The organism is Sporosarcina sp. ACRSM (assembly GCF_022346545.1).
Lineage (GTDB): Bacteria > Bacillota > Bacilli > Bacillales_A > Planococcaceae > Sporosarcina.
Genome location: NZ_JAKRNU010000003.1, coordinates 118658 through 138277, shown reverse-complemented (window position 1 = coordinate 138277; position 19620 = coordinate 118658). Strand labels below are relative to the sequence as shown.

Annotated in this window: 17 protein-coding genes; 2 read left to right on the top strand and 15 right to left on the bottom strand. The window is 42.6% G+C overall.

Going from position 1 to position 19620, the window contains the following annotated elements:
- Nucleotides 1-14 precede the first annotated feature (14 nt).
- From MHZ95_RS06460 to MHZ95_RS06440, 5 genes are all read right to left on the bottom strand, one after another.
- Entirely contained in the window at nt 15-974 is a 960-nt protein-coding gene (locus tag MHZ95_RS06460) for a formylglycine-generating enzyme family protein (RefSeq protein WP_239389723.1), read from the bottom strand.
- 26 nt (nt 975-1000) lie between these two features.
- A complete protein-coding gene (locus MHZ95_RS06455) occupies nt 1001-3322 on the bottom strand; it encodes an arylsulfatase (RefSeq protein WP_239389721.1) in 2322 nt (773 codons plus the stop codon).
- 207 nt (nt 3323-3529) lie between these two features.
- A complete protein-coding gene (locus tag MHZ95_RS06450) occupies nt 3530-4672 on the bottom strand; it encodes a muconate cycloisomerase family protein (protein WP_239389719.1) in 1143 nt (380 codons plus the stop codon).
- A 167-nt stretch (nt 4673-4839) separates the two neighbouring features.
- Complete coding sequence (locus MHZ95_RS06445) at nt 4840-5685, bottom strand: alpha/beta fold hydrolase (protein ID WP_239389717.1); 846 nt, start codon at nt 5683-5685, stop codon at nt 4840-4842.
- A 20-nt stretch (nt 5686-5705) separates the two neighbouring features.
- Nucleotides 5706-6173 carry a DUF3237 domain-containing protein gene (locus MHZ95_RS06440; protein WP_239389715.1) on the bottom strand — a complete coding sequence of 156 codons (468 nt, stop codon included), beginning with the start codon at nt 6171-6173 and terminating at the stop codon, nt 5706-5708.
- 141 nt (nt 6174-6314) lie between these two features.
- Between MHZ95_RS06440 and MHZ95_RS06435 the strand changes: the two genes are divergently transcribed.
- Nucleotides 6315-7121, top strand: coding sequence for an IclR family transcriptional regulator domain-containing protein (locus tag MHZ95_RS06435; RefSeq protein WP_239389712.1), 807 nt, complete (start codon nt 6315-6317; stop codon nt 7119-7121).
- A gap of 520 nt (nt 7122-7641) precedes the next feature.
- Here MHZ95_RS06435 and MHZ95_RS06430 read toward each other — a convergent pair.
- From MHZ95_RS06430 to MHZ95_RS06385, 10 genes are all read right to left on the bottom strand, one after another.
- Entirely contained in the window at nt 7642-8490 is an 849-nt protein-coding gene (locus MHZ95_RS06430) for a PepSY domain-containing protein (protein ID WP_239389710.1), read from the bottom strand.
- 275 nt (nt 8491-8765) lie between these two features.
- Nucleotides 8766-9443, bottom strand: a complete 678-nt coding sequence (locus MHZ95_RS06425) for a PepSY domain-containing protein (protein WP_239389708.1) — start codon at nt 9441-9443, stop codon at nt 8766-8768.
- Nucleotides 9444-9499: 56 nt separating this feature from the next.
- A complete protein-coding gene (locus MHZ95_RS06420) occupies nt 9500-10843 on the bottom strand; it encodes a sensor histidine kinase (RefSeq protein WP_239389706.1) in 1344 nt (447 codons plus the stop codon).
- Nucleotides 10833-11534, bottom strand: coding sequence for a response regulator transcription factor (locus MHZ95_RS06415; RefSeq protein WP_239389704.1), 702 nt, complete (start codon nt 11532-11534; stop codon nt 10833-10835). Before MHZ95_RS06415 ends, MHZ95_RS06420 begins: the two co-directional genes overlap by 11 nt.
- Nucleotides 11535-11627: 93 nt before the next feature.
- Nucleotides 11628-13265, bottom strand: coding sequence for a M20/M25/M40 family metallo-hydrolase (locus MHZ95_RS06410; protein ID WP_239389703.1), 1638 nt, complete (start codon nt 13263-13265; stop codon nt 11628-11630).
- A 29-nt stretch (nt 13266-13294) separates the two neighbouring features.
- Nucleotides 13295-14449, bottom strand: a complete 1155-nt coding sequence (locus MHZ95_RS06405) for an aminotransferase class I/II-fold pyridoxal phosphate-dependent enzyme (protein WP_239389702.1) — start codon at nt 14447-14449, stop codon at nt 13295-13297.
- 29 nt (nt 14450-14478) lie between these two features.
- Nucleotides 14479-15765 carry a TRAP transporter large permease gene (locus MHZ95_RS06400; RefSeq protein ID WP_239389701.1) on the bottom strand — a complete coding sequence of 429 codons (1287 nt, stop codon included), beginning with the start codon at nt 15763-15765 and terminating at the stop codon, nt 14479-14481.
- The gene (locus MHZ95_RS06395; RefSeq protein ID WP_239389700.1) at nt 15762-16256 is read right to left on the bottom strand and encodes a TRAP transporter small permease; all 495 of its coding nucleotides are present in this window, start codon (nt 16254-16256) and stop codon (nt 15762-15764) included. The genes MHZ95_RS06400 and MHZ95_RS06395 overlap by 4 nt, the downstream gene beginning before the upstream one ends.
- Before the next feature lie 59 nt (nt 16257-16315).
- Nucleotides 16316-17326, bottom strand: coding sequence for a TRAP transporter substrate-binding protein (locus MHZ95_RS06390; protein WP_239389699.1), 1011 nt, complete (start codon nt 17324-17326; stop codon nt 16316-16318).
- Nucleotides 17323-17991 (bottom strand): GntR family transcriptional regulator, encoded by a 669-nt coding sequence (locus MHZ95_RS06385; RefSeq protein WP_239389698.1) that lies wholly within the window; start codon nt 17989-17991, stop codon nt 17323-17325. The genes MHZ95_RS06390 and MHZ95_RS06385 overlap by 4 nt, the downstream gene beginning before the upstream one ends.
- 251 nt (nt 17992-18242) lie before the next feature.
- Here MHZ95_RS06385 and MHZ95_RS06380 point away from each other — a divergent pair, with 251 nt between their 5' ends.
- Nucleotides 18243-19601 carry an FAD-binding oxidoreductase gene (locus tag MHZ95_RS06380; protein ID WP_239389697.1) on the top strand — a complete coding sequence of 453 codons (1359 nt, stop codon included), beginning with the start codon at nt 18243-18245 and terminating at the stop codon, nt 19599-19601.
- Nucleotides 19602-19620 lie beyond the last annotated feature (19 nt).

Here is a 19620-nt window from a genome sequence, read left to right as displayed (position 1 = left end):
TAAACGACGATTTCCTATAGGTCTGCTGCACAACGAAATCCCATATGACCGGTTGAACTATCCACGGTGTTGTGTGACCGTGCCGCCACTCTATAGCGATTACAATAAGATTTATGACAGAGATAACTTCCGCCTTTTATAACTTTTTCATCTCCTGTTCGAGGACCTTTAGGATCGATTACGATTTCCTCTCCGAGATGACGATTTGTAAACCAATCTGAACACCATTCCCATACATTTCCCACCATATTATAAAGCCCATAATGATTAGGAGCGTATGCATCCACCGGGGCAGTGCCTATAAAGCCATCATTCCCCAAATCAAGAGTGGGAAAAACGCCTTGCCAAATATTACAGCTATGTTTCCCCATAGGGGTCAAGATATCTCCCCACGGATATTTTTTCTGAATAAGGCCTCCCCGTGCTGCATACTCCCATTCAGCCTCCGTAAGCAATCGTTTTCCACTCCAAGAACAGTATGCTTGTGCATCGTTCCACGAAACATGAACGACAGGATGTTCCATCCGATTGACGATCGAAGAATCACGACCTTCGGGATGTTTCCAACAAGCGCCGTCAACTTGGTACCACCACGGTGTTTGTTGTACGACATTTTGAATACTCCGCTTCATTTCATCTGATACAAATAAATGAAACACAAACGACCAACCATAGCGCTCAGCGTCTGTAATATAGCCCGTCTCCAAAATGAATTCTTGGAATTGTGCATTCGTAACAGCATACCGGTCGATGTAAAATGGTTTCAATTGAACCGGTCGTACCGGACCTTCACCGTCTTCTATAAAACTTTCAGGATCAGCCGTACCCATTAAAAATTCTCCACCTGCCATCTCAATCATATTCTCATGATGGCGGTAACCCGTTGAAGAAGTATTTTGTAGAACCGACACGGAAATCTCTTTCTTCTTAACTTGGTCTCTTTCTATCGGAGGGGGGCAACACTTTTTTATCATAAAGTTCTTGTCTCCTTTTCACCCCGTTATTTTTCAGTGGCTTCTACGTTGTTTTCCAGTTCCAAAACAACCTTTTCGATTGTACCGGTATAGGCAAATTCACCTTGATCCTCATAAGCAGGACTGACAGGATAAAGTAGATCTTTCCCAATGTCCATTCCCTCAAAAGAAGTTTTGTATGGCAATGTTGCTTCCATTTCAACTTCCCCAACCTTTTTGTCATTCACATAAAGCGACCCGATACCAGCATAATCACCTGTTTTATCGAACTCGAAGCGAATGGCTAACTCTCCTTCGTTCAAATCCTTTTCAGATATGGCTTTGTATCTCGCAAAGCCTGCATTGTATTCATAAATGAGACGATTATCTTTAATGTACAGGGTGTATCCACTCTTATGATTTCCTAAAGCGATCAGCACTCCCTCATCCCCGTTATGATAGGTGATTGGAACATCAATCTTATAGGAATGATTGATGATTGGCGGGGACGCAGATTCGCTCAAATGGCTCATCCCCGGGTAATACGTAAATGTTCTTCTCGCCCTTGGTGAATCATCCGCGACATTAGCAAACGCTTCCAAAAATAAATCTGATAGCGGCAAAACACCATTTTTCTCTGCTTCTTTTTGCCAAAGATCCTTCATCTCTAATAGTTTTTTGGGTTCTTTTTTAGCTAAATCGTGGATTTCTGAAAAGTCCTTTTCCACCTGGTAAAGTTCCCATACATCCTTTTCAAAAGGCTCACCCTTTTTATGCATTGTCACTGCTCTCCAACCATCATGATAAATAGCCCGATGGCCGCTCACCTCAAAATACTGTGTCTTCTTAACAGACTTAGCCCCACCGTCACCAAATGTATATGTGAAGCTTGTTCCATTTAACGGCAATTGCTCAATACCTTTTACTTTTTTAGGAACATCGATACCTAGCGCATCATAAATGGTCGCTGTTACATCGCTTACATGAACATATTGCGTCCTTATTCCGCCTTGATCTTTAATACCCTCTGGCCAATGAACAATCATCGGTGTATGTGTTCCACCAGCATACGTACTATTTTTATAAAACTTGAACGGGGTATTACTTACTTGCCCCCAACCTGCAGGATAATCAGTTCCAGCTCTTTCGCCACCCATAACTTCAATATTTCCAACAATATCTTCTATCTTTTCAGGTATAAAATTGTATGCAAGTGCCTGATTCACCGAGCCCAATTCCCCGCCGATCGCACTTGCTCCATTATCCGAAAGAAAGACAATGATTGTATTATCGAGCTCCCCTTTCTCTTCCAAGAAGTCAATGAACCTTCCAATTTGCTCGTCAGTATGCGTTAAAAATCCAGCGTAAGTTTGTTTCATACGAATAAAAGCTTTTTTGTGATCGTCAGATAAATCATCCCATTTCTCAACGCCTGGATTTGTTGGCGCAAGCTCTGTATTCTCCGGAATAATCCCCAATTCTTTTTGTTTTTCAAATCGTTGTTCTCGAATAACGTCCCATCCTTCATCATAGACGCCATCATACATATCAATATACTTTTCTGGCACTTGATGAGGTTGGTGCTGAGCTCCAAAAGCCATATACATAAAGAAAGGAGTATCTGGTGATGCAGTAATATTGTCTAGAGCGTATTGGATCGATTTATCAACAATGTCTTCCGAAAAATGATAATTATCCTTATCCGGCACTGGGACAGGATGATTATCTTCTGTTAATTCAGGACGATATTGGTCAGCTGAGTCCTCGAGAAACCCATAAAAACGGTTAAAACCTTTTCCAAGCGGCCAGTTATGATAAGGTCCCGCTGGTGTCACTTGTGAAGTCGGTGCAAGATGCCATTTCCCCAGTGCATATGTGTTGTATCCGCTTTCAGAAAGGACTTCCGCTACTGTTGCAGCCGCGGGTATGATTGAACCTCTTTTATTCGGAAATTCTGGACCATAATCGAAATTCGCTACACTTCCCATGCCTACTGCGTGATGATTTCTTCCCGTTAGCAAGGATGCGCGTGTTGGTGAACATAAAGGAGTCACGTGAAAATTGTTATACCTTAAACCATTTTCCGCTAGCTTGTCCAGGTGAGGGGTTTTGATTTCCGAGCCATAACTTCCAAGATCAGCAAAACCAGAATCATCAAGGACAATATAAGCAATATTCGTTTTAGATGGCGGTTCCCCACTTTCTGATTGATTTTCTCTAATAATACTTTTGGCTTTTACACTCTCTTCCAATGCTCTAGTACCTGATGCTTCCGGCCTGTAAGAACAACCAGCAAGCATTGTTAAAATGGAACAAATCGCAATTCCTTTAAAAATGATAGTGTCATTCCACTTAAGTTTCTGATTCAATATATGCCATCCCCCTTTAAATTCCCCTACGAAAATAAGGGCTATATAAAAGTAAATATAGCCCTCCTATCATTACATAAATTGAACGCACAAAAACGCACCGGCTACCGCATCGAAGGCACCTCTACCTGAAAATAGTATTGTGCCGTTCACATTAAGGATCGACCTTTAATTCTCCATTTTTTAAGCACTCTCACCCCAACTAAATCAACGATGTGATGTGGCTGTACTGTATTGTGCGTCCCTTGAATAATGGCGTACTTTTTCCTTATCAATCGTCATCCCGAATCCAGGTCCTTGTGGAATTTTGATCTCAAAGTTTTCATATTCGATGGCATTTGTTGTAATTGTATCTTTGAACAGCAACGGTCCGAATAGCTCCGTTCCGAAAGCGATTTCAGGAATCGTTGAGTATAGTTGGGCACAAATGGCCGTTCCGAGTGACGATTCGATCATCGTTCCTCCGTAAAGTGGGATACCCGCAGCTTCTGCGATGGCCGCCGTTTTCTTAGTGGCTATCAGTCCACCCGCCTTACCGACTTTAAGCGCAAAGACATTCCCGGCACGTTGCTTGGCAATATGGTGAGCTCCTTGAATATGACCGAGCCCTTCATCCACCATGATTGGCACCTTAAATCTTTCCGCAAGCCTTGCCATCCCTTCGTGGTTCCAGTGTATAAGCGGTTGTTCGATCAGATCGACTCCGCCAGCCTCCAACGCTTCAATACAGTATAGAGATGTTACTTCATCCCACGCCTGGTTCACATCTACACGGACACTAGCTTGATCTCCGACTGCTTCTTTTATTTTAAGTACATGCTGGACATTCTTTTTCGGGTCACCCATGCCGATTTTCAATTTGAAAATGTTGTGACGTTTTGCCGCCAGACATTCTTTTGCTTCTTCAATGTCTTTTCCTGTGTCTCCGCTCGCAAGCGTCCAAGCGACTGGCAACGATGTATGGACTTGTCCCCCAAACAGTTCATAACTTGGGACATTCAGTGCTTTTGCTGCCAAGTCGATAATGGCCGCTTCCACTAGCGCTTTCGCATAATAGTTCCCAACAACATGCTGACTGATTAGATAAGAAATAGCCCCAAAGTTTGCTGGATTTTCCCCAATGATAAGCGGCTCAATGTATTTCTCGGTATTAAACTTAATTGCTTCAGGGCTTTCCTCGGCATACGATGCGCCACCGATTGTTGCAACTTCAGCCCAACCTTCAATCCCATCTTCACTTTTTACGCAAGCAAGAACGATCGTCTGATTAACGATCGTATGCATTGCCAGGTGATGGGGTCGAATTGTCGGGAGATCTACGATATACACGTCTAACGAATGGATTTTCAATTTATATTCTTCCTTTCCTCGATAAATTCTGATGATTTTTTGATAGTATTCCTTCAGAAACAAGTGAACTCCCTAAGCTACATTTATAGCCTGTCAATCTACGTTTTCAACGACTATCGAAATACCGTGTCCTACGCCGATACACATTGTCGTTACTCTATTTCACCTCATACTGACACCTTCTTTATGTTTTGCAGTAAATCGAGAATGCTTTCCTGGACTTTCTCCTGCTTTTCAAACATTAGTGTGTAATGATTAGCAGGCACTTCGATGGTTACTAAATCTTTCGCTGTTGCAATCGTTTCGTTATAGGTTTCTTTCGTAAAAAGAGGTTCTTTCTTCCCTAAAGGTCCATACGCAATCACAAGTAACGTTGGACAAATGATTTTTTCAAATACAGGAATGGGATGAAAATCGTAAAAGCTATTAAAATCTTTCTCCATCGCACTCGCTTCTGATTTATGTCGCCATCCATCTGGCGTTTCTTTTACTTCATAGCGGGTAATTTCTTCAACAGCCGCATCCCATTCCACATTTAATGAGGCATAAATGTCCCTTGTTTGAGCGACATAGTCATCCGCGGAACGATACGATTTGTTCAATCGACTGAGAGAAGGGATGATCAATTCCCGCTGTCTTTCTTCCGTTGTACCGGCACCATCAAGTAAAATCAGCCCGGATACTTCTACTTCACTTGCAACAAGCGCACAAATATAGGCTCCCATGGAATAACCCATCAAAATCGGTTTCTCAATTTTCTTCATTTCAATAAATGTCTTTAGTTCTTCCGCATGTTTGAATAAGGATGTATTTTCATCTGCCGGACTGCTGTTTCCTCTCCCGCGAAGGTCATAGCTAATGAACGTATAATCCCCTTCCAACAACTTTCGGTAATGATAAAAGGTCTTATGATTACCCGTCAGCCCATGAACAGCTATAATTGTCCCTTTATGCCCCGGTGTTTCTTGAATCGCTAATTTCGTATGTGAATTGAGCATAAATTCCTTAACCATTTGATAACCCCTCTCTATTATTAGTCAACTTGATAGACGGAATATTTTACTCCAGTCGCCAATCGCTGTCCTGTTGAGACAAACGCTGTTTTATTCATCCAATCGTATTTTTCGGAAGCCGTTTCAAAGATTGGAACTGTACGGAAATAGTACTCTTCCGGATCGACATGTTCATTATTATCAAGGCGTGCCAATACTTCTTTCGGACCTGTACGAATTCCGCGGTAGGTCATCAAAATGAGTTCATTGTCGTCCGTGCGCAATAAGATACGAACATCCTGTATAATCGTCCCATCTTCCCGAACTGTAATCCAATCGTCTCCTCCTGGAATCACTTCTCCCTTGATAGACTCGCCATTGAAATGACCGCCTTCTACCCGGATGATTCGGCGATTACCGATAGGCGTTTTTCCGGGTAAATGAGCTTTTTCAACCTGTAATTCCAAATTAAATGTAAACGTCAGCTTTGGTGCTTCAAAATATGCCATAACTGATTACTCCCCCTTATTTATGAGTTGAACAATCTATTTTGTGAAAAGGTGTTTGCAAAATCCACCGTTAAATTGTACGCTTAACGTACAAAGAATTATATATCGTACAATCACATTATAGACACGGAGGTAGCAATATTGTCAAGGGAATATTCTAATAATTCTATTAAACAAGCAGATTTTGTCCAATCATTGGAACGCGGACTGGCCGTCATCCAAGCTTTTTCGCCAGAATATCCAACCCTTACGGTGAGTGAAGCCGCCAAAATTACGGAGCTAAGCCGACCCACAGTTCGCCGTATATTGCTTACGTTAGAGCATTTAGGCTATGTAACCTCAAAAAGTGGTCACTTTTCATTAACAGCTCGCGTGTTATCTCTCGGTTACGCTTATCTATCATCAAAAAATATTTGGGAAAGTGCGCATGACTATATGAAAGATTTAGTCAATCAAACAAATGAGTCAACATCCATATCCGTTTTGGATGACACGGATATCGTCTATGTGGCCCGAATTCCAACAAAACGAATTATGACAATTTCATTAGATGTAGGATCTCGTCTTCCCGCGTACGCAACGTCAATGGGTCAAATATTATTGGCTCATCTTTCACCATCTGAGCTTGAAGAATACTTTCAAAAAATAGAATTAAAGGCTTTTACAAAAAAGACCATTGTTGATAAATCGGAATTAATGAGCAGGCTTGAAGAAATTCGAAACAATGGATGGGTCTTTGTAGAACAACAACTAGAAGAAGGGCTTAGTTCAATTGCCTCAACGATTCGGAACGCGGAAGGAAAAGTAATCGCAGCCATTAATATATCTGCACAGGCTGGCAGGACAGACGAGAAAACGAGAAAAGAAGCTTTTATACCATTACTGCTACAAACTGCTAATCAAATTAGCATAGAAATTTCGAAGTCACACCATATATTTCATTTATAACTCTAAATGAGCATAGTCGAAAACATACTTTTCCACCTAAAAACCAATGACAGGTCTCACAAGCCACTTGGAGTTCATTTTTAAATAGAAAAGCGTGCTATTTCTTGATTCGAACAAGAAATAGCACGCTTCACACTTCTTTTGAGAACGCGCTTATGAAAATGAAGCTCAACAGGGAGCTGGAACTTGATGATAATGGGCCACGAAATTGTAATTTGTTAATGCCGATCCTGTCGCCACCATTCTAGTAATCGTTTGTATCATACCGTTCCCTCCAGTTTTATAGTTAGATAATCAGGCATCTAATAGAACCTTGCGATTATTCTAACAACTGTAGATATAAAATGGACCAGTCAATTGAGTCGGAGTTTACAATAAAATACCGTCTATTATAGGTTGATCGTCTGCTATCTCGATCGCTTTGATCTTCTCTTTGATTACATAAACTTTTCCTAAACGAAAAAAGGAGCCATCTCAGAAAGTCAATTTTCACTGACTTTCTGGACAGCCCCTTCACACATCAGTCGTCATCGCGGTCTTTTTCAAACTTCAATACTTCGCCTGTGAAAGCGTCGATCTCGAAGTCATATTCATACGTACCGTCCTCGATTTCGATTTCGTATATTTTACGATCGTCATCATCGTCCAATTCAAAGTCTGTGACAGTTCCTTTTGCTTGTTTCATGGCAATTGCAATCGCTTGGTCTTTCGTGAGCATCGTTTGTTTTGTACCAGCGACTTTGCTTGTAGCCGCTTGTTTGTTCACTTTTTTAACATCGTCATCGAGGTCTTTTTCGAATTCGAGAATTTTACCGGTGATGGCATCGATTTCAAAATCATATTCATATGTGCCATCTTTGATTTCGATATCATAGTGTTTGCGTCCATCGTCGCTATCCAATTCGACTTTGGTAACCGTGCCGTTCGCTTTTTTCTTAGCGATTGCAATCGCTTGATCCGACGTTAAAAGTTTCGCATCTGCTACACGTGGTTGAGCGGATTCCACTACTTTTAACGTGTTCGTCGTAGCTGCTTGTTGTGCAGTGTCATCGGAAACCACTTGTGCACTGCGCTTATCTGTCGATTGGGAATCAAGCACGATTTTCCCCGTTTTCGCATCGATGTCCAAATCATATTCGATGCCGTTTGACTTTACTTCTACGTCATATACATAGCCCGTTTTCTTTTTCTCAAGCTCGATTTCCGTCACTTTTCCACCATATTGTTGAAGCGCTAAATCTTTTGCTTCTTGCAACGTCATAAGCCCTTCCGTCGTGCTTACCTTATCCGTTGGCGTATCATTCGCCAAAGCTACCCCACCAATTGCTACTGCTCCCGCCAATGCAGGAATGAACATCCATTTTTTCATGTTTGAATTCCTCCTTTTCTTGTTATCTTTATCATACGACTCCATTCTGAGAAGAGAGGGAGAGGATTATTAGAAATTGATGAGAGAATATCAATTACGCCTCGGCGTAATTGTGAATCGAACAGCGTAGGGTTCGATTTGCCGTATTTCTGCGCTTTTTGCAGAAATTAAGGCTCTTTCAGGACGCAAGGCGTTGGACTCTCTCTGATTGAAATGTATTCTGGCATTCGTCCGACCACTTATGGCAGTGGAAGACTACTGCTGATTCAAGTCAATCAGTCCTCCCATGTTACATTCATGATTTTCCCGGTAATGGCATGAATTTTATAGACTGCCCCATCGACACCTTCGTCATTATCATCTTCGACTTCAATCTCGACTAAATAGTAACCGCCATCGTTTTCAGGGACAAATTCAACGTCATCCACTTCGCCTTTCAATTGGGCACGCGCAATTTTTATCGCTTGATTTTTTGAAATCAAAACCGTCTTAGCTTCTTTTTTAGGGGAAGTCGGCTTTTTTTCCTGCGCTGCTGAAGATGGCGTTTCAACTTTGCTTCTATCCGGCTCAGATTTCGGTGGTGTCACAGAAGGCTCTTTTTCCTTGGCTGGCTGCTCGACAACCTTCTCATTCGAAGTAGCTTCCTTTTCCCCGGCCGATGCAAGCGGTGTTTTTTCTTTCGTCTGGAAAAGAGATAGTACTTTTCCCGTCTCCGCATCCACTTCCGCTAAGTAAACCGCATTGCTTCTAGACAGTTCCACTTCATACATGGACCCTTTCAAAGAAAGCCGTTCCACTTCTCCTTCGTACATTTCTTCGAGCTGCTGGCGTATTTCATCTTCCGGTAAGGTCTCCGCTTTGGAAACCAATTGTTTAGTATAGAAATTGCCTATAATTAAAATTAAAATCGTCAACACGATCGGGATAAACCAAGGTTTTTTTAGTATTTTCAAAAGTCCTACCTCCTTTCATCCAGCATACGTCAAAAACATTAAAATACGATGAGAAATCATTTTTTCGGCATCAAAATTCGGATTGTCGTACCCATGCCAACAATGCTTTCGATTTTCAATTCAGCGCCTAATCCACCCGCGATTTCCTTAGCAATGGCAAGCCCCAATCCCGTCCCGCCGGTTTTCCGATTCCGATCTTTATCGATACGATAAAAGCGATCAAAAATATGCGGCAAATGTTCCTCGGCAATGCCATTGCCAAAATCCATCACGGAGATCGACACATTTTTCTCGTGTTCTTGAATAACGGTCTTGATGTCCCCATCGCTATACTTCCGTGCATTATCCAGCAATATGAACAGCAACTGTTTTAGTCGGTTTTCATCCGTCATTGCCTTGACTGGTAGATTGCCTTCCAAACTGAAATTTCTTGAATAAGCGTGCCGCATCGGCTGAATCACTTGCTCTACCAATGAATGGATTTCTGTTTCCGAGAACTCGAATGTCAACGGTCCGTTGCTTTTTGCAAGCTCCAACATTTGCGCAATCATCTCTTTCATGCGGACGGACTCACTAAGAATGGCCTCCACAGCTTCCTCCGCCACTTCACGATTTTCAAAGCCCCGGCGAGAAAGAAGACGGGAATAGCTTTCAATGACAGTAAGAGGTGTTTTCAATTCATGTGATGCATTTGAGACGAACTGTTCTTGTTTTTTGTAGTTTTGTTCCAGTTGTTCCATCATATCGTTGAATGTCCGCCCCATCTGTGCCAGCTCATCCTTCCCTTCTACAGAAACATTGATTTTTTCGTATGTTCCTGATTTTTGACTTTCCGACATCGTCTTCGTCAATTTTTCAATCGGCTGCGTGACGATTTGCCCCAATGTTATGCTGGACACCGTAATCGGTATCATGGCAACTACCGTTACACCAAATAGGATCAGCTTCAGCAGCTGCATACTCCTTTCTAACTCTTCCAACACTTGCACCATTTCAACTTGCACAACTTCTCCATTTGTCCAAATGGCAGGTACACGGATCGAGATGGTCTGCGTATCATTGAAATCCCCGATTGTATAACGCTCTTTCGGATTGATGTCGAAACTCTCCTTGCCCAATTCAAGTGCGGATTGAGACTTCACTTTCTCCTTGCCCTTCTCATCGACAATCCGAATGGCTCCATTCGACGGAAGATGTGCCCTTACAATTGTTTTAGCATCCATTTCCTCCGTCATTTTACTAAGTGACGTCGTGAGTTCTTTAGACCGAATTAACAATTGGTTATATTCCGTCTGATGCCCCATCTTTTCAAATAAAAAATAAATACCTACGTTCGTTAACGTCAGGATGACGAGCATCAGAAGTGTTGAAAATAAATGAATCTTCGTTTTAAGCTTCATGGACAGGTTCCTTCAACGCATAACCGACCCCGCGCACCGTTTGGATAAGGGATTGTTTATTGCCATTATCGATTTTTTTCCGCACATAACGGATATACACATCGACGACATTCGTATCACCGTAATAATCGAAGCCCCATACGGCATCCAGCAATTGTTCACGGGACAACACTTGGTTCGGGTGTTTCAACAAATGGAGGAGAAGATCATATTCCCTCGGTGTCAATTCAATCGCCACACCATCCCGTTTCACTTCCCGCGTTTGCTCATGGATGGACAAGCCTGCAAATTCATGAAGATGTTCATCTTTTTCTTCGGTTTTCGGCGTTGAAAAACGGAGTGCCGAACGGATTCTAGCAAGCAATTCTTCAATTTCAAATGGTTTTGTCACGTAATCATTGGCGCCGAGATCCAATCCGGTCACTTTATCCTCCACTTCCCCTTTCGCGGTCAATAAGATGACAGGCGTGCTCGTTTCCGTCGCCCGGATTCTGCGCAGAACGTCAAAGCCGTTCAAACCGGGTAGCATAAGGTCGAGAAGGACAAGATCCCATTGTTGTTCCCGATATTTGATCAGTCCATCCGGCCCTGTATGGGCAACGCCTGTTTCATAACCTTCAAATTCAAGTTCGAGCTGGAGTACGCGTGCAATATTTTCTTCATCCTCAATGATTAAAATCTTATTTTTCATTTGATTCACCCACCGTTTTTCTTTCATCTTAACAGAACTATGCAAAAAATGGAGACCCTCTACTATTTAGAAGGTCTCCTTACGTCATATCGATCAGTCTGCCATTGCGAGCTGATTTCCATTCGCGGCAAACATATTTTTCACCAATGTTTCCAACATGACCGGCATTTCCACAAATGCGCTGTCCACATGCAAGCGCTCTGTCCGTTGGTGTGCATCTTTCCCAAAAGGGCCTACGTTCAGCACAGGTGCTTTCAGCTGGGCCATCTCTTCAAAAGGAATGCTGTACGTAGCGCCCCAAACTGGCGTGTTGTTTTCAAATGCAAGCCAGCCGTTTGCATCGTCTTCGTAGTTCACATAGCTTAAATCGCAAATGCCATTGAAATAATGGATCTGCTCGACGGTATTATCAAATGTTTTTGCCACTTTCTTCATCAATTCAATGGACGCTTGTACAAGCGGGTCACCCGACGAATTGATAGCCGGGTAATAAGGCGGTGCGTATAGCAGAACTGTCGCTGGTGCAAGTTCTTGGCACTGAATCATTAAGTTATCGACAATACGCAGCGATTTTTCGCGATCATCCCACGCATCGTTTTGAAGTGCTTCTTGTTTCCAACGCTCCACTTCTGCGTGGCCCAATTTTTGGATAGCATGTTCAAGCAGCTGTTCATAACGCAATACTTTAACATCCCCCACCCCTTTCACCTGTTCCCTCTCGCAAATAGCTCTGTAATGTTCATTGCAAGCGCCCATCGCTTCCGTTGCGACCTGTTCGAACAGGTCCATCACTTCCGTCGCATTGCGCTTCAGTAAAAAGACATTGTACAGCGCCACTGCACGATAAGGTGTCTGCGTGGAATATTGCAATTTCAAATCCTTTTGTTGCAAGGAAACCGGCAGTGGTGTACTTTCACCGAGGTCCGTCTCACGAAAAAGCTCATTCCACTCCATCCGTTGCGTCAAGAATGAGGCAATATAATTTGCCGTCATCCCTTTCATCGGTTCGCCGACATGCGTTTCTTTTCCATAGAATAAGGCAGCAGGCATAATTTTCCCAACAGTGCCTGAGTAAACATATTCTTTAATATCTGCTGGATTTTGTGAAAATGACGGTTCACTATTGAAAAATAATTTATAAGTCAAATCATGTTCATCACGGAGTCGGACAAGTTCCGTCACGGCCGCACGCATACCTGCCGAGTTCACTTCTTCATCCGGTACCGTCGTCAAGACAAGGTTGATCGGCCACTGTTCGATACTTGCCTTTTCGATAAGTTGCATATGAAGGGCAAGCCCCATCTTCATATCCATCGTGCCTCGACCGAATAGATATTTCCCCGTCTCGAGATCAATCCGTGCATCCTCTGGAAGGTCCTTCTTAAAAGCGGGTTCCATCAATTTTTTCGTTAGTTCCTCCGGATGACAAGCAAGCGGCTCAAGCACCCCGTACTCCTCTGTCCATACTGTATCAAAATGACTGATCAGTACAACCGTCTCTGTCGCTTGCGGATGCTTATACAAAGCCGTAACAAGCTGTCTGCCTAAACCAGCATCATGCAATTCCAAGTGATCTGGATGGGCCTGAAAATAATCCAACCCTTTTAGCTTCTCGGCGACTTTCGGCGCAAATGTACGCTCCCCTTCTGTTAAAGTACGACTATCCCAGCTAACGAGCTCGCATAAAAGTGATCGAAGTTTATCTGGTGTCCCCCATCGATAGCTTCCCATTCCAACTCCTCCTTATCATCAAAAACACTTTATAATCTTTGTAAAAACTTTTCCAAACGATTCATTCCTTTTTCCAACACAGGCATTGCATATGCATAAGAAATCCTCAAATAACCTTCCCCGTAATCTGTGAAGGCACTTCCCGGAACGGCGGCCACTCCGCCTTCCTTGAGTAGCTTCGTTGCAAAGCTAAAGGAATCTATACCATATTTTTTAATGGACGGGAAAATATAAAATGCACCATTCGGTTTGACAACATCCAAGCCCATCTCCCTCAACCGATTGTAAACAAAATCACGTCTTTTCACGTACTCCATATTCATTTCTGCAGGAGTATGTCGACACTCATTTAAGGCTACGATTCCCGCATGCTGGCTTGGTACAGATGCACAGACCGAATTATATAAATGGACTTTCAACACATGCTCCATGAAATGGGCCGCCCCCAATACATAGCCGATTCTCCACCCAGTCATTGAATGCGACTTCGACAGACCATGTATCAGGAAAAGACGGTTCCGCAATACTCCATACTGAGCAAAAGAGACATGCTCTCCAGAAAATGTGTTTTCACTATAAATTTCATCGGAGATGATAAATAGTTGATACTTTTCGAGAACTGCTACCAGTTCGTCCATCTGCTCTTTTTCAATCGTCACACCCGTCGGATTGGATGGGAAATTAAACAAGATCGCCTTCGTCTTAGAGGTTATCAGTGACTCCAGTCTTTCTGGCGATGGACGGAATTCCGTGTCTGTCGTATCGAGGTAGACAACTTTCGCCCCGCATAAATTAATAATCGGCTCATAACCGAGATAGAGCGGCGTAGGTAGAATGACCTCATCACCAGGCGATAGTATTGTCCGGAAGACTGAGTCAATTGCTTCACTCGCACCATTCGTAATAACAATTTCTTTTTCAGGATCATAACTAAATCCATACTTCCATGTAAAAAAAGAAGATACTGCCTGCCTTAGTTCAAGTAAACCTGCATTATGGGAGTATCCTGTCTGATTGTTTTCAATCGCTGTTATCCCCGCTAGTTTCACAGCTTCTGGCGTCGGAAAATCCGGCTGGCCAATCGTTAGGTTCACAGCATCCGGATAATGGATAAGTTTGTTTGAAAATTGACGGATACCAGGAACTTGTAACATTTCCACATGTTCATTAATAGTTAATTTCATTCGTATTCACCTTTCAACAGTCATTGTGCTTATTTCCCAAGAAGATTTGGCAGCCATAAAGAAAGCGCCGGAATATATGTGATGACGAGCAAACAGATGATCATTGAAAGTAAGAATGGAAGGATTGAAACGACAATTTTTTCAAACCTTACATTCCCTACACTGGAAGCAACAAATAGATTGACACCTAACGGCGGTGTAATGAAGCCAATCGCCAAGTTAGCTACCAAAATGACCCCAAAATGGACTGGGTCTACTCCAACTGCCATAACAACTGGCAAAAGTATAGGTGTCAAAATAACTAGTGCTGAAATCGTATCTATAAACATACCAACGATTAAAAGCAACAGGTTTATTGCAAGCAATATCACAAAAGGATTGCTAGAAAAGTCCGTTAAAAATGCTGCGATTTGATTGGGAACTTGTTCAAGTGTCATGAAGTATGCAAATGAAACAGATAAGCCAATAATGATCATCGTTGTCGCATTGATAACTACAGCCTCACGGAAAGACTTAAAGGAATCCTCCCATGTTAGTTCTTTGTATACGAATTTCCCTATAATAAATGCATAAACAACTGCAACGACTGCTGCTTCTGTCGGCGAGAAAATACCGCCGTAAATTCCGCCCAATATGATAACAGGTATGAGTAAAGCCCATTTAGCATCATTCGTCGCTTTCAATACATCCATAAATTTAAATACTTCAGTTTCGGATGGTTTATATCCCCGTTTGTTGGCGATGAAATATGCTGTAATCATCAATCCGATTCCAATCAATACTCCAGGTATAATTCCCGCAAGAAACATGTTACCAACTGAAACACCACCAATAACGCCATACAAAACGAACGGAATACTCGGTGGAATAATTACACCGATCGATCCAGCTGACGCCGAGATAGCTGCAGCAAATCCACCATCATATTTACGCGCAACCATCGCCGGGATCATAAAACCACCAATTGCAGCAACCGTTGCAGGACCAGATCCGGAGATAGCCGCAAAGAACATACATGCAACAATTGTCACCATCGCTAACCCGCCCGTCATCCATCCAACTAGTGTGGTCGCTAGATCGAGCAAACGTTTGGAAACACCGCCTTTTCCCATTAAAATTCCTGCAAGCATAAAGAACGGAATTGCTAGTAATGGAAATGAATCGAGAGACGTAAATGCTTTCTGTGTAATAATAGAAAGTGGAAGCGTTGAACCAAAGTAAATTGCTACAAGTGATGAGACCCCCAAGGAAATTGCGATTGGAACACCAATCAGCAAACAAACAAACAGCGTTATGAACAGTAAGGCAATTGTCATGCGATGATTTCCTCACTTTCTTGCTTGTCGTAATTCCCTCGCCAAACCGCCACGATTTGTTGGATAAGTCTGAAGGCCATCCCAGCACCACCTAAAGGTAACGCAATGAATGGAATCCACATTGGAATTTGAAGAGCAGGTGAAACTTGACCATTCTGTAAGCTTGCCAATACAAGTTGTGTACCAAATACCGCCAAAAATAATGCAATGACAAACCAAATGATAATACCAACGGTTTCCAATATCTTCCGAGGTACCCCTTTAAATAATTCGATAAAAGCCTCAATCCGAATATGTTGACGAAATTTAACCGCATAGCTCGCCCCAATCCATACTTGGAAAATATGTATGTAGCGTGCCAATTCCTCTGTCCAACTAGGTGTGGATCCTAAAATATAGCGACCTACCACTTGCCCAAATATTAAAATGACCATGATCACGAGCGTTGCTACAAGTATACTTTCCTCAAATCGGTTAAACCTTTTCCCCATTCATCCCACTCCCTTTCAGAAAGGAAGGACCAAGGGTTTCCCCTCGGTTCCATTCTCAGTTATTGATTTGCCGCTTTTGCCTTTTCTACCAAGTCTTCACCGATTTCAGCAGTGAACTTGTCATAAACTACTTTTGCCGCCTCACGGAATGCATCCTTTTGCTCAGGTGTTATTTCATTCACCTTCATGCCATTCTCTTTTAACTTCTCCAAGAACTCTATGTCTTGCCCTTGTGCAATTTCACGCTGTTCTGTCCGATATTCTTCAGAAGCTTCAGTAACTAACGCTTGCAAGTCTTCAGGTAATTGATTGTAGAAGTCATTATTCATGAGCAGTATAGTAGCTGCATATACATGTCCAGTTAGCGTCAAGTACTCTTGTACCTCGTAAAACTTGTTCGTGTAATAAAGGGAGATAGGAGCCTCCATAGCATCGTAAGTGCCTTGTTGCAACGCTGTATACAACTCTCCGAAAGCAAATGGAGATGCGTTTGCTCCGAATGATTTAAATGTATCGGTGTGGACCGGATTCTCCAATGTTCTGAACTTCATCCCTTTCAAATCATCAGGTGAAGTAATTGCACCTTTGTGATTTGACATATGCCGGAAACCATTTTCTGCAAATACCAATCCTTTCAAACTATTTTTCTGAAGATCCTCCAGTAGACTTTCTCCAAGCTCACCGTCAAGCGCTTTATATGCCGCTTCATGATCATTAAAAATAAACGGAAGATCAAAGACCATAAACTTCTTGTTGAACGAAGCAAGCGGTGCCACTGCCGGAATTGTCATTTCCAAATTCCCGAGCTGGACAGCCTCAATTGCTTCCCGGTCAGAACCGAATAAAGCACCATTTGGATAAATTTCCACTTTTAGTCGACCATTTGATTCCTTCTCGAGTTTTTCTTTAAATGTGAGTGCTGCCAAATGTGAGGATTGTTCTTCAGGAACTAAGTGGGCAATCCGAATGGTATACACTGTATCCTTTCCATTTGTACTATCTGCAGATGGCCGTCCACATGCCGCCAAAATCAATACGGTAATCGATAATAATACGAGTAACTTCTTCATTGTTCTTCCTCCCTTTTAAAGTAAATTAAAAATCGGTCTTCTACTTTTTTCAAATGCATCATCATTTCTCTCTTGGAAAGCTCCAAATCTTTACTCTTGATTGCTTCAATAATCCGTAAATGCTCGTGATATGCTTCAATGGCACTCATCTCCACCGTATTGGATAGGATAAGAAATGCCCGATTGATGCCCGTGTTCATTTGGTGAATTAACTGCTTGATTTTCCTATTTTTGTTTTGTGAAGCAAGGATGAGATGGAATTCGCGGTCATAGTTCATAAAGTCCTGAAAATCATTACTTGAAATCGCTTTCATTTGTTCTTTTAAATTATTCTCTAATTCCTTAATGAGCTGTCCATCGTCATTTAGAACAATGTTTTCAATGTTATATATTTCAAGTACACGTCGTAATTCCAAGTAATCTAGAGAATCCTCTTTGGTAAAAGTAGCAACAGTTGCTGGTTTACCTTTGTTTAAATCGATCAAACCTTCCATCGCAAGTTTTCGTATGGCCTCCCTTAAAGGCGTGCGACTCACCCCCAGATCATTTGCCAATCTTTCTTCCGTCAGTTCCGTCTTCGGTGCAAGCTTTCCTGAAATGATCGATTGTTTTAATAATGAATAGGCTTGCTCTGCTAACGAAGTAGGCTTAATGACCTTCTCCATTTAACCACCTCCCCATGTCTGTCATCCTACTAAAAACTCTCTGTATACTGTATACTGTAACAATATATATTAAATTTAGATTTTTGTAAATGATAGTTTTCCGAATAATTAGAGTGATGAACACCAGACGGTTATCCCCTATTTTCAATCAACATTGCAAAATGATAAGAATAGGTGATATATTTTGTAATATCAATTTACTAGCTTAGAATCTAACCATCTACTTTTCAAAACAATATGAGGAGCTGAATATGTTGTTTATTTCCGAATTAAAAAAACGACTTGGAGCTGACAAAGTCACCCAAAATGAAACCGAATTATATCGCCATAGTAAAGATGAATCGCCACATCCACCCGTCGAGCCGGATGTCGTCTGTTTTCCGGAAAATACGAAAGATGTCATCGCCATCGTGGAAATCGCCGATCAGTTCGGGGTCAACGTCACACCATATGGGGCAGGTTCAGGTCTTGAAGGACAGGCAATTCCAATCAACAAAGGCATTTCCGTCGATTTTGAACGGATGAACAAAGTACTCGATTTCTCGCCTGAAGATTTGACAGTCACTGTTCAACCGGGCATCACGCGCATGCAGTTGAATGAGCTGATCAATAAACACGGACTCCAATTCCCGATTGATCCGGGTGCAGACGCTTCCATCGGCGGTATGGTCGCCACCAACGCCAGTGGAACGACTGCCGTAAAATACGGTTCGATGCGCGATCAACTATTGAATCTCGAAATCGTATTGGCCAACGGAAAAGTGATCCGAACAGGTACGAGAGCGAAAAAATCATCATCCGGCTATAATTTGACCGGATTGTTTACAGGTTCAGAAGGAACGCTTGGCATCGTGACGGAAATCACGTTACGACTTCACGGCATCCCCGAACACATCATTGCGGCACGCTGTACATTTGACGATATCGATACTTGTGCCGCAGCCGCAACAATGATCTTACAAAGTGGCATCCCAGTTTTACGCATGGAGCTTGTAGATGCCGAAAGTATTGCGACGGTCAATGCGTACGGAGATTATGATATACCAGTAGCCCACTCACTATTTTTTGAGTTTGCCGGAACAAGAGGTGGAACAGAGGAAGAAGCTGCGACTGCCAAAGAACTGATGCGCGAACTCGGATGCAATGACTGGGAAGCAGCAGGCACGTCGAAAGAACGCGCGCAACTGTGGAAAGCCCGTCACGAGATGTCCTATGCGTACAGCCATGCAGAGGGAGTCGTTGTTGCAGGCGGGGATGTTTGCGTCCCGATTTCCAAGTTGCCTGAAATGGTCCATTTAGCACGTGAATTAACCGACGCAAGCGGCTTGAAAAGCGGCGTGTTCGGCCATGTCGGCGATGGGAATTTCCATACCATCATCGCGTTTGACCCGAACAATCCTGACGAAAGAGCAAGAGCGGAGCAGGCAAACAAAGCACTGGCCCGGCGCGCTATCGAAGTAGGCGGCACTTGTACAGGTGAACACGGCGTCGGATTAGGCAAACGCCAATTGCAACAAGCCGAACACGGAGAAGCTTTAGAAATCATGAAGCAAATGAAACAAATGCTCGACCCGAAAAACCTATTCAATCCAGGGAAGATTTTCCCGTAAAGGATAAAAAAAATGACTC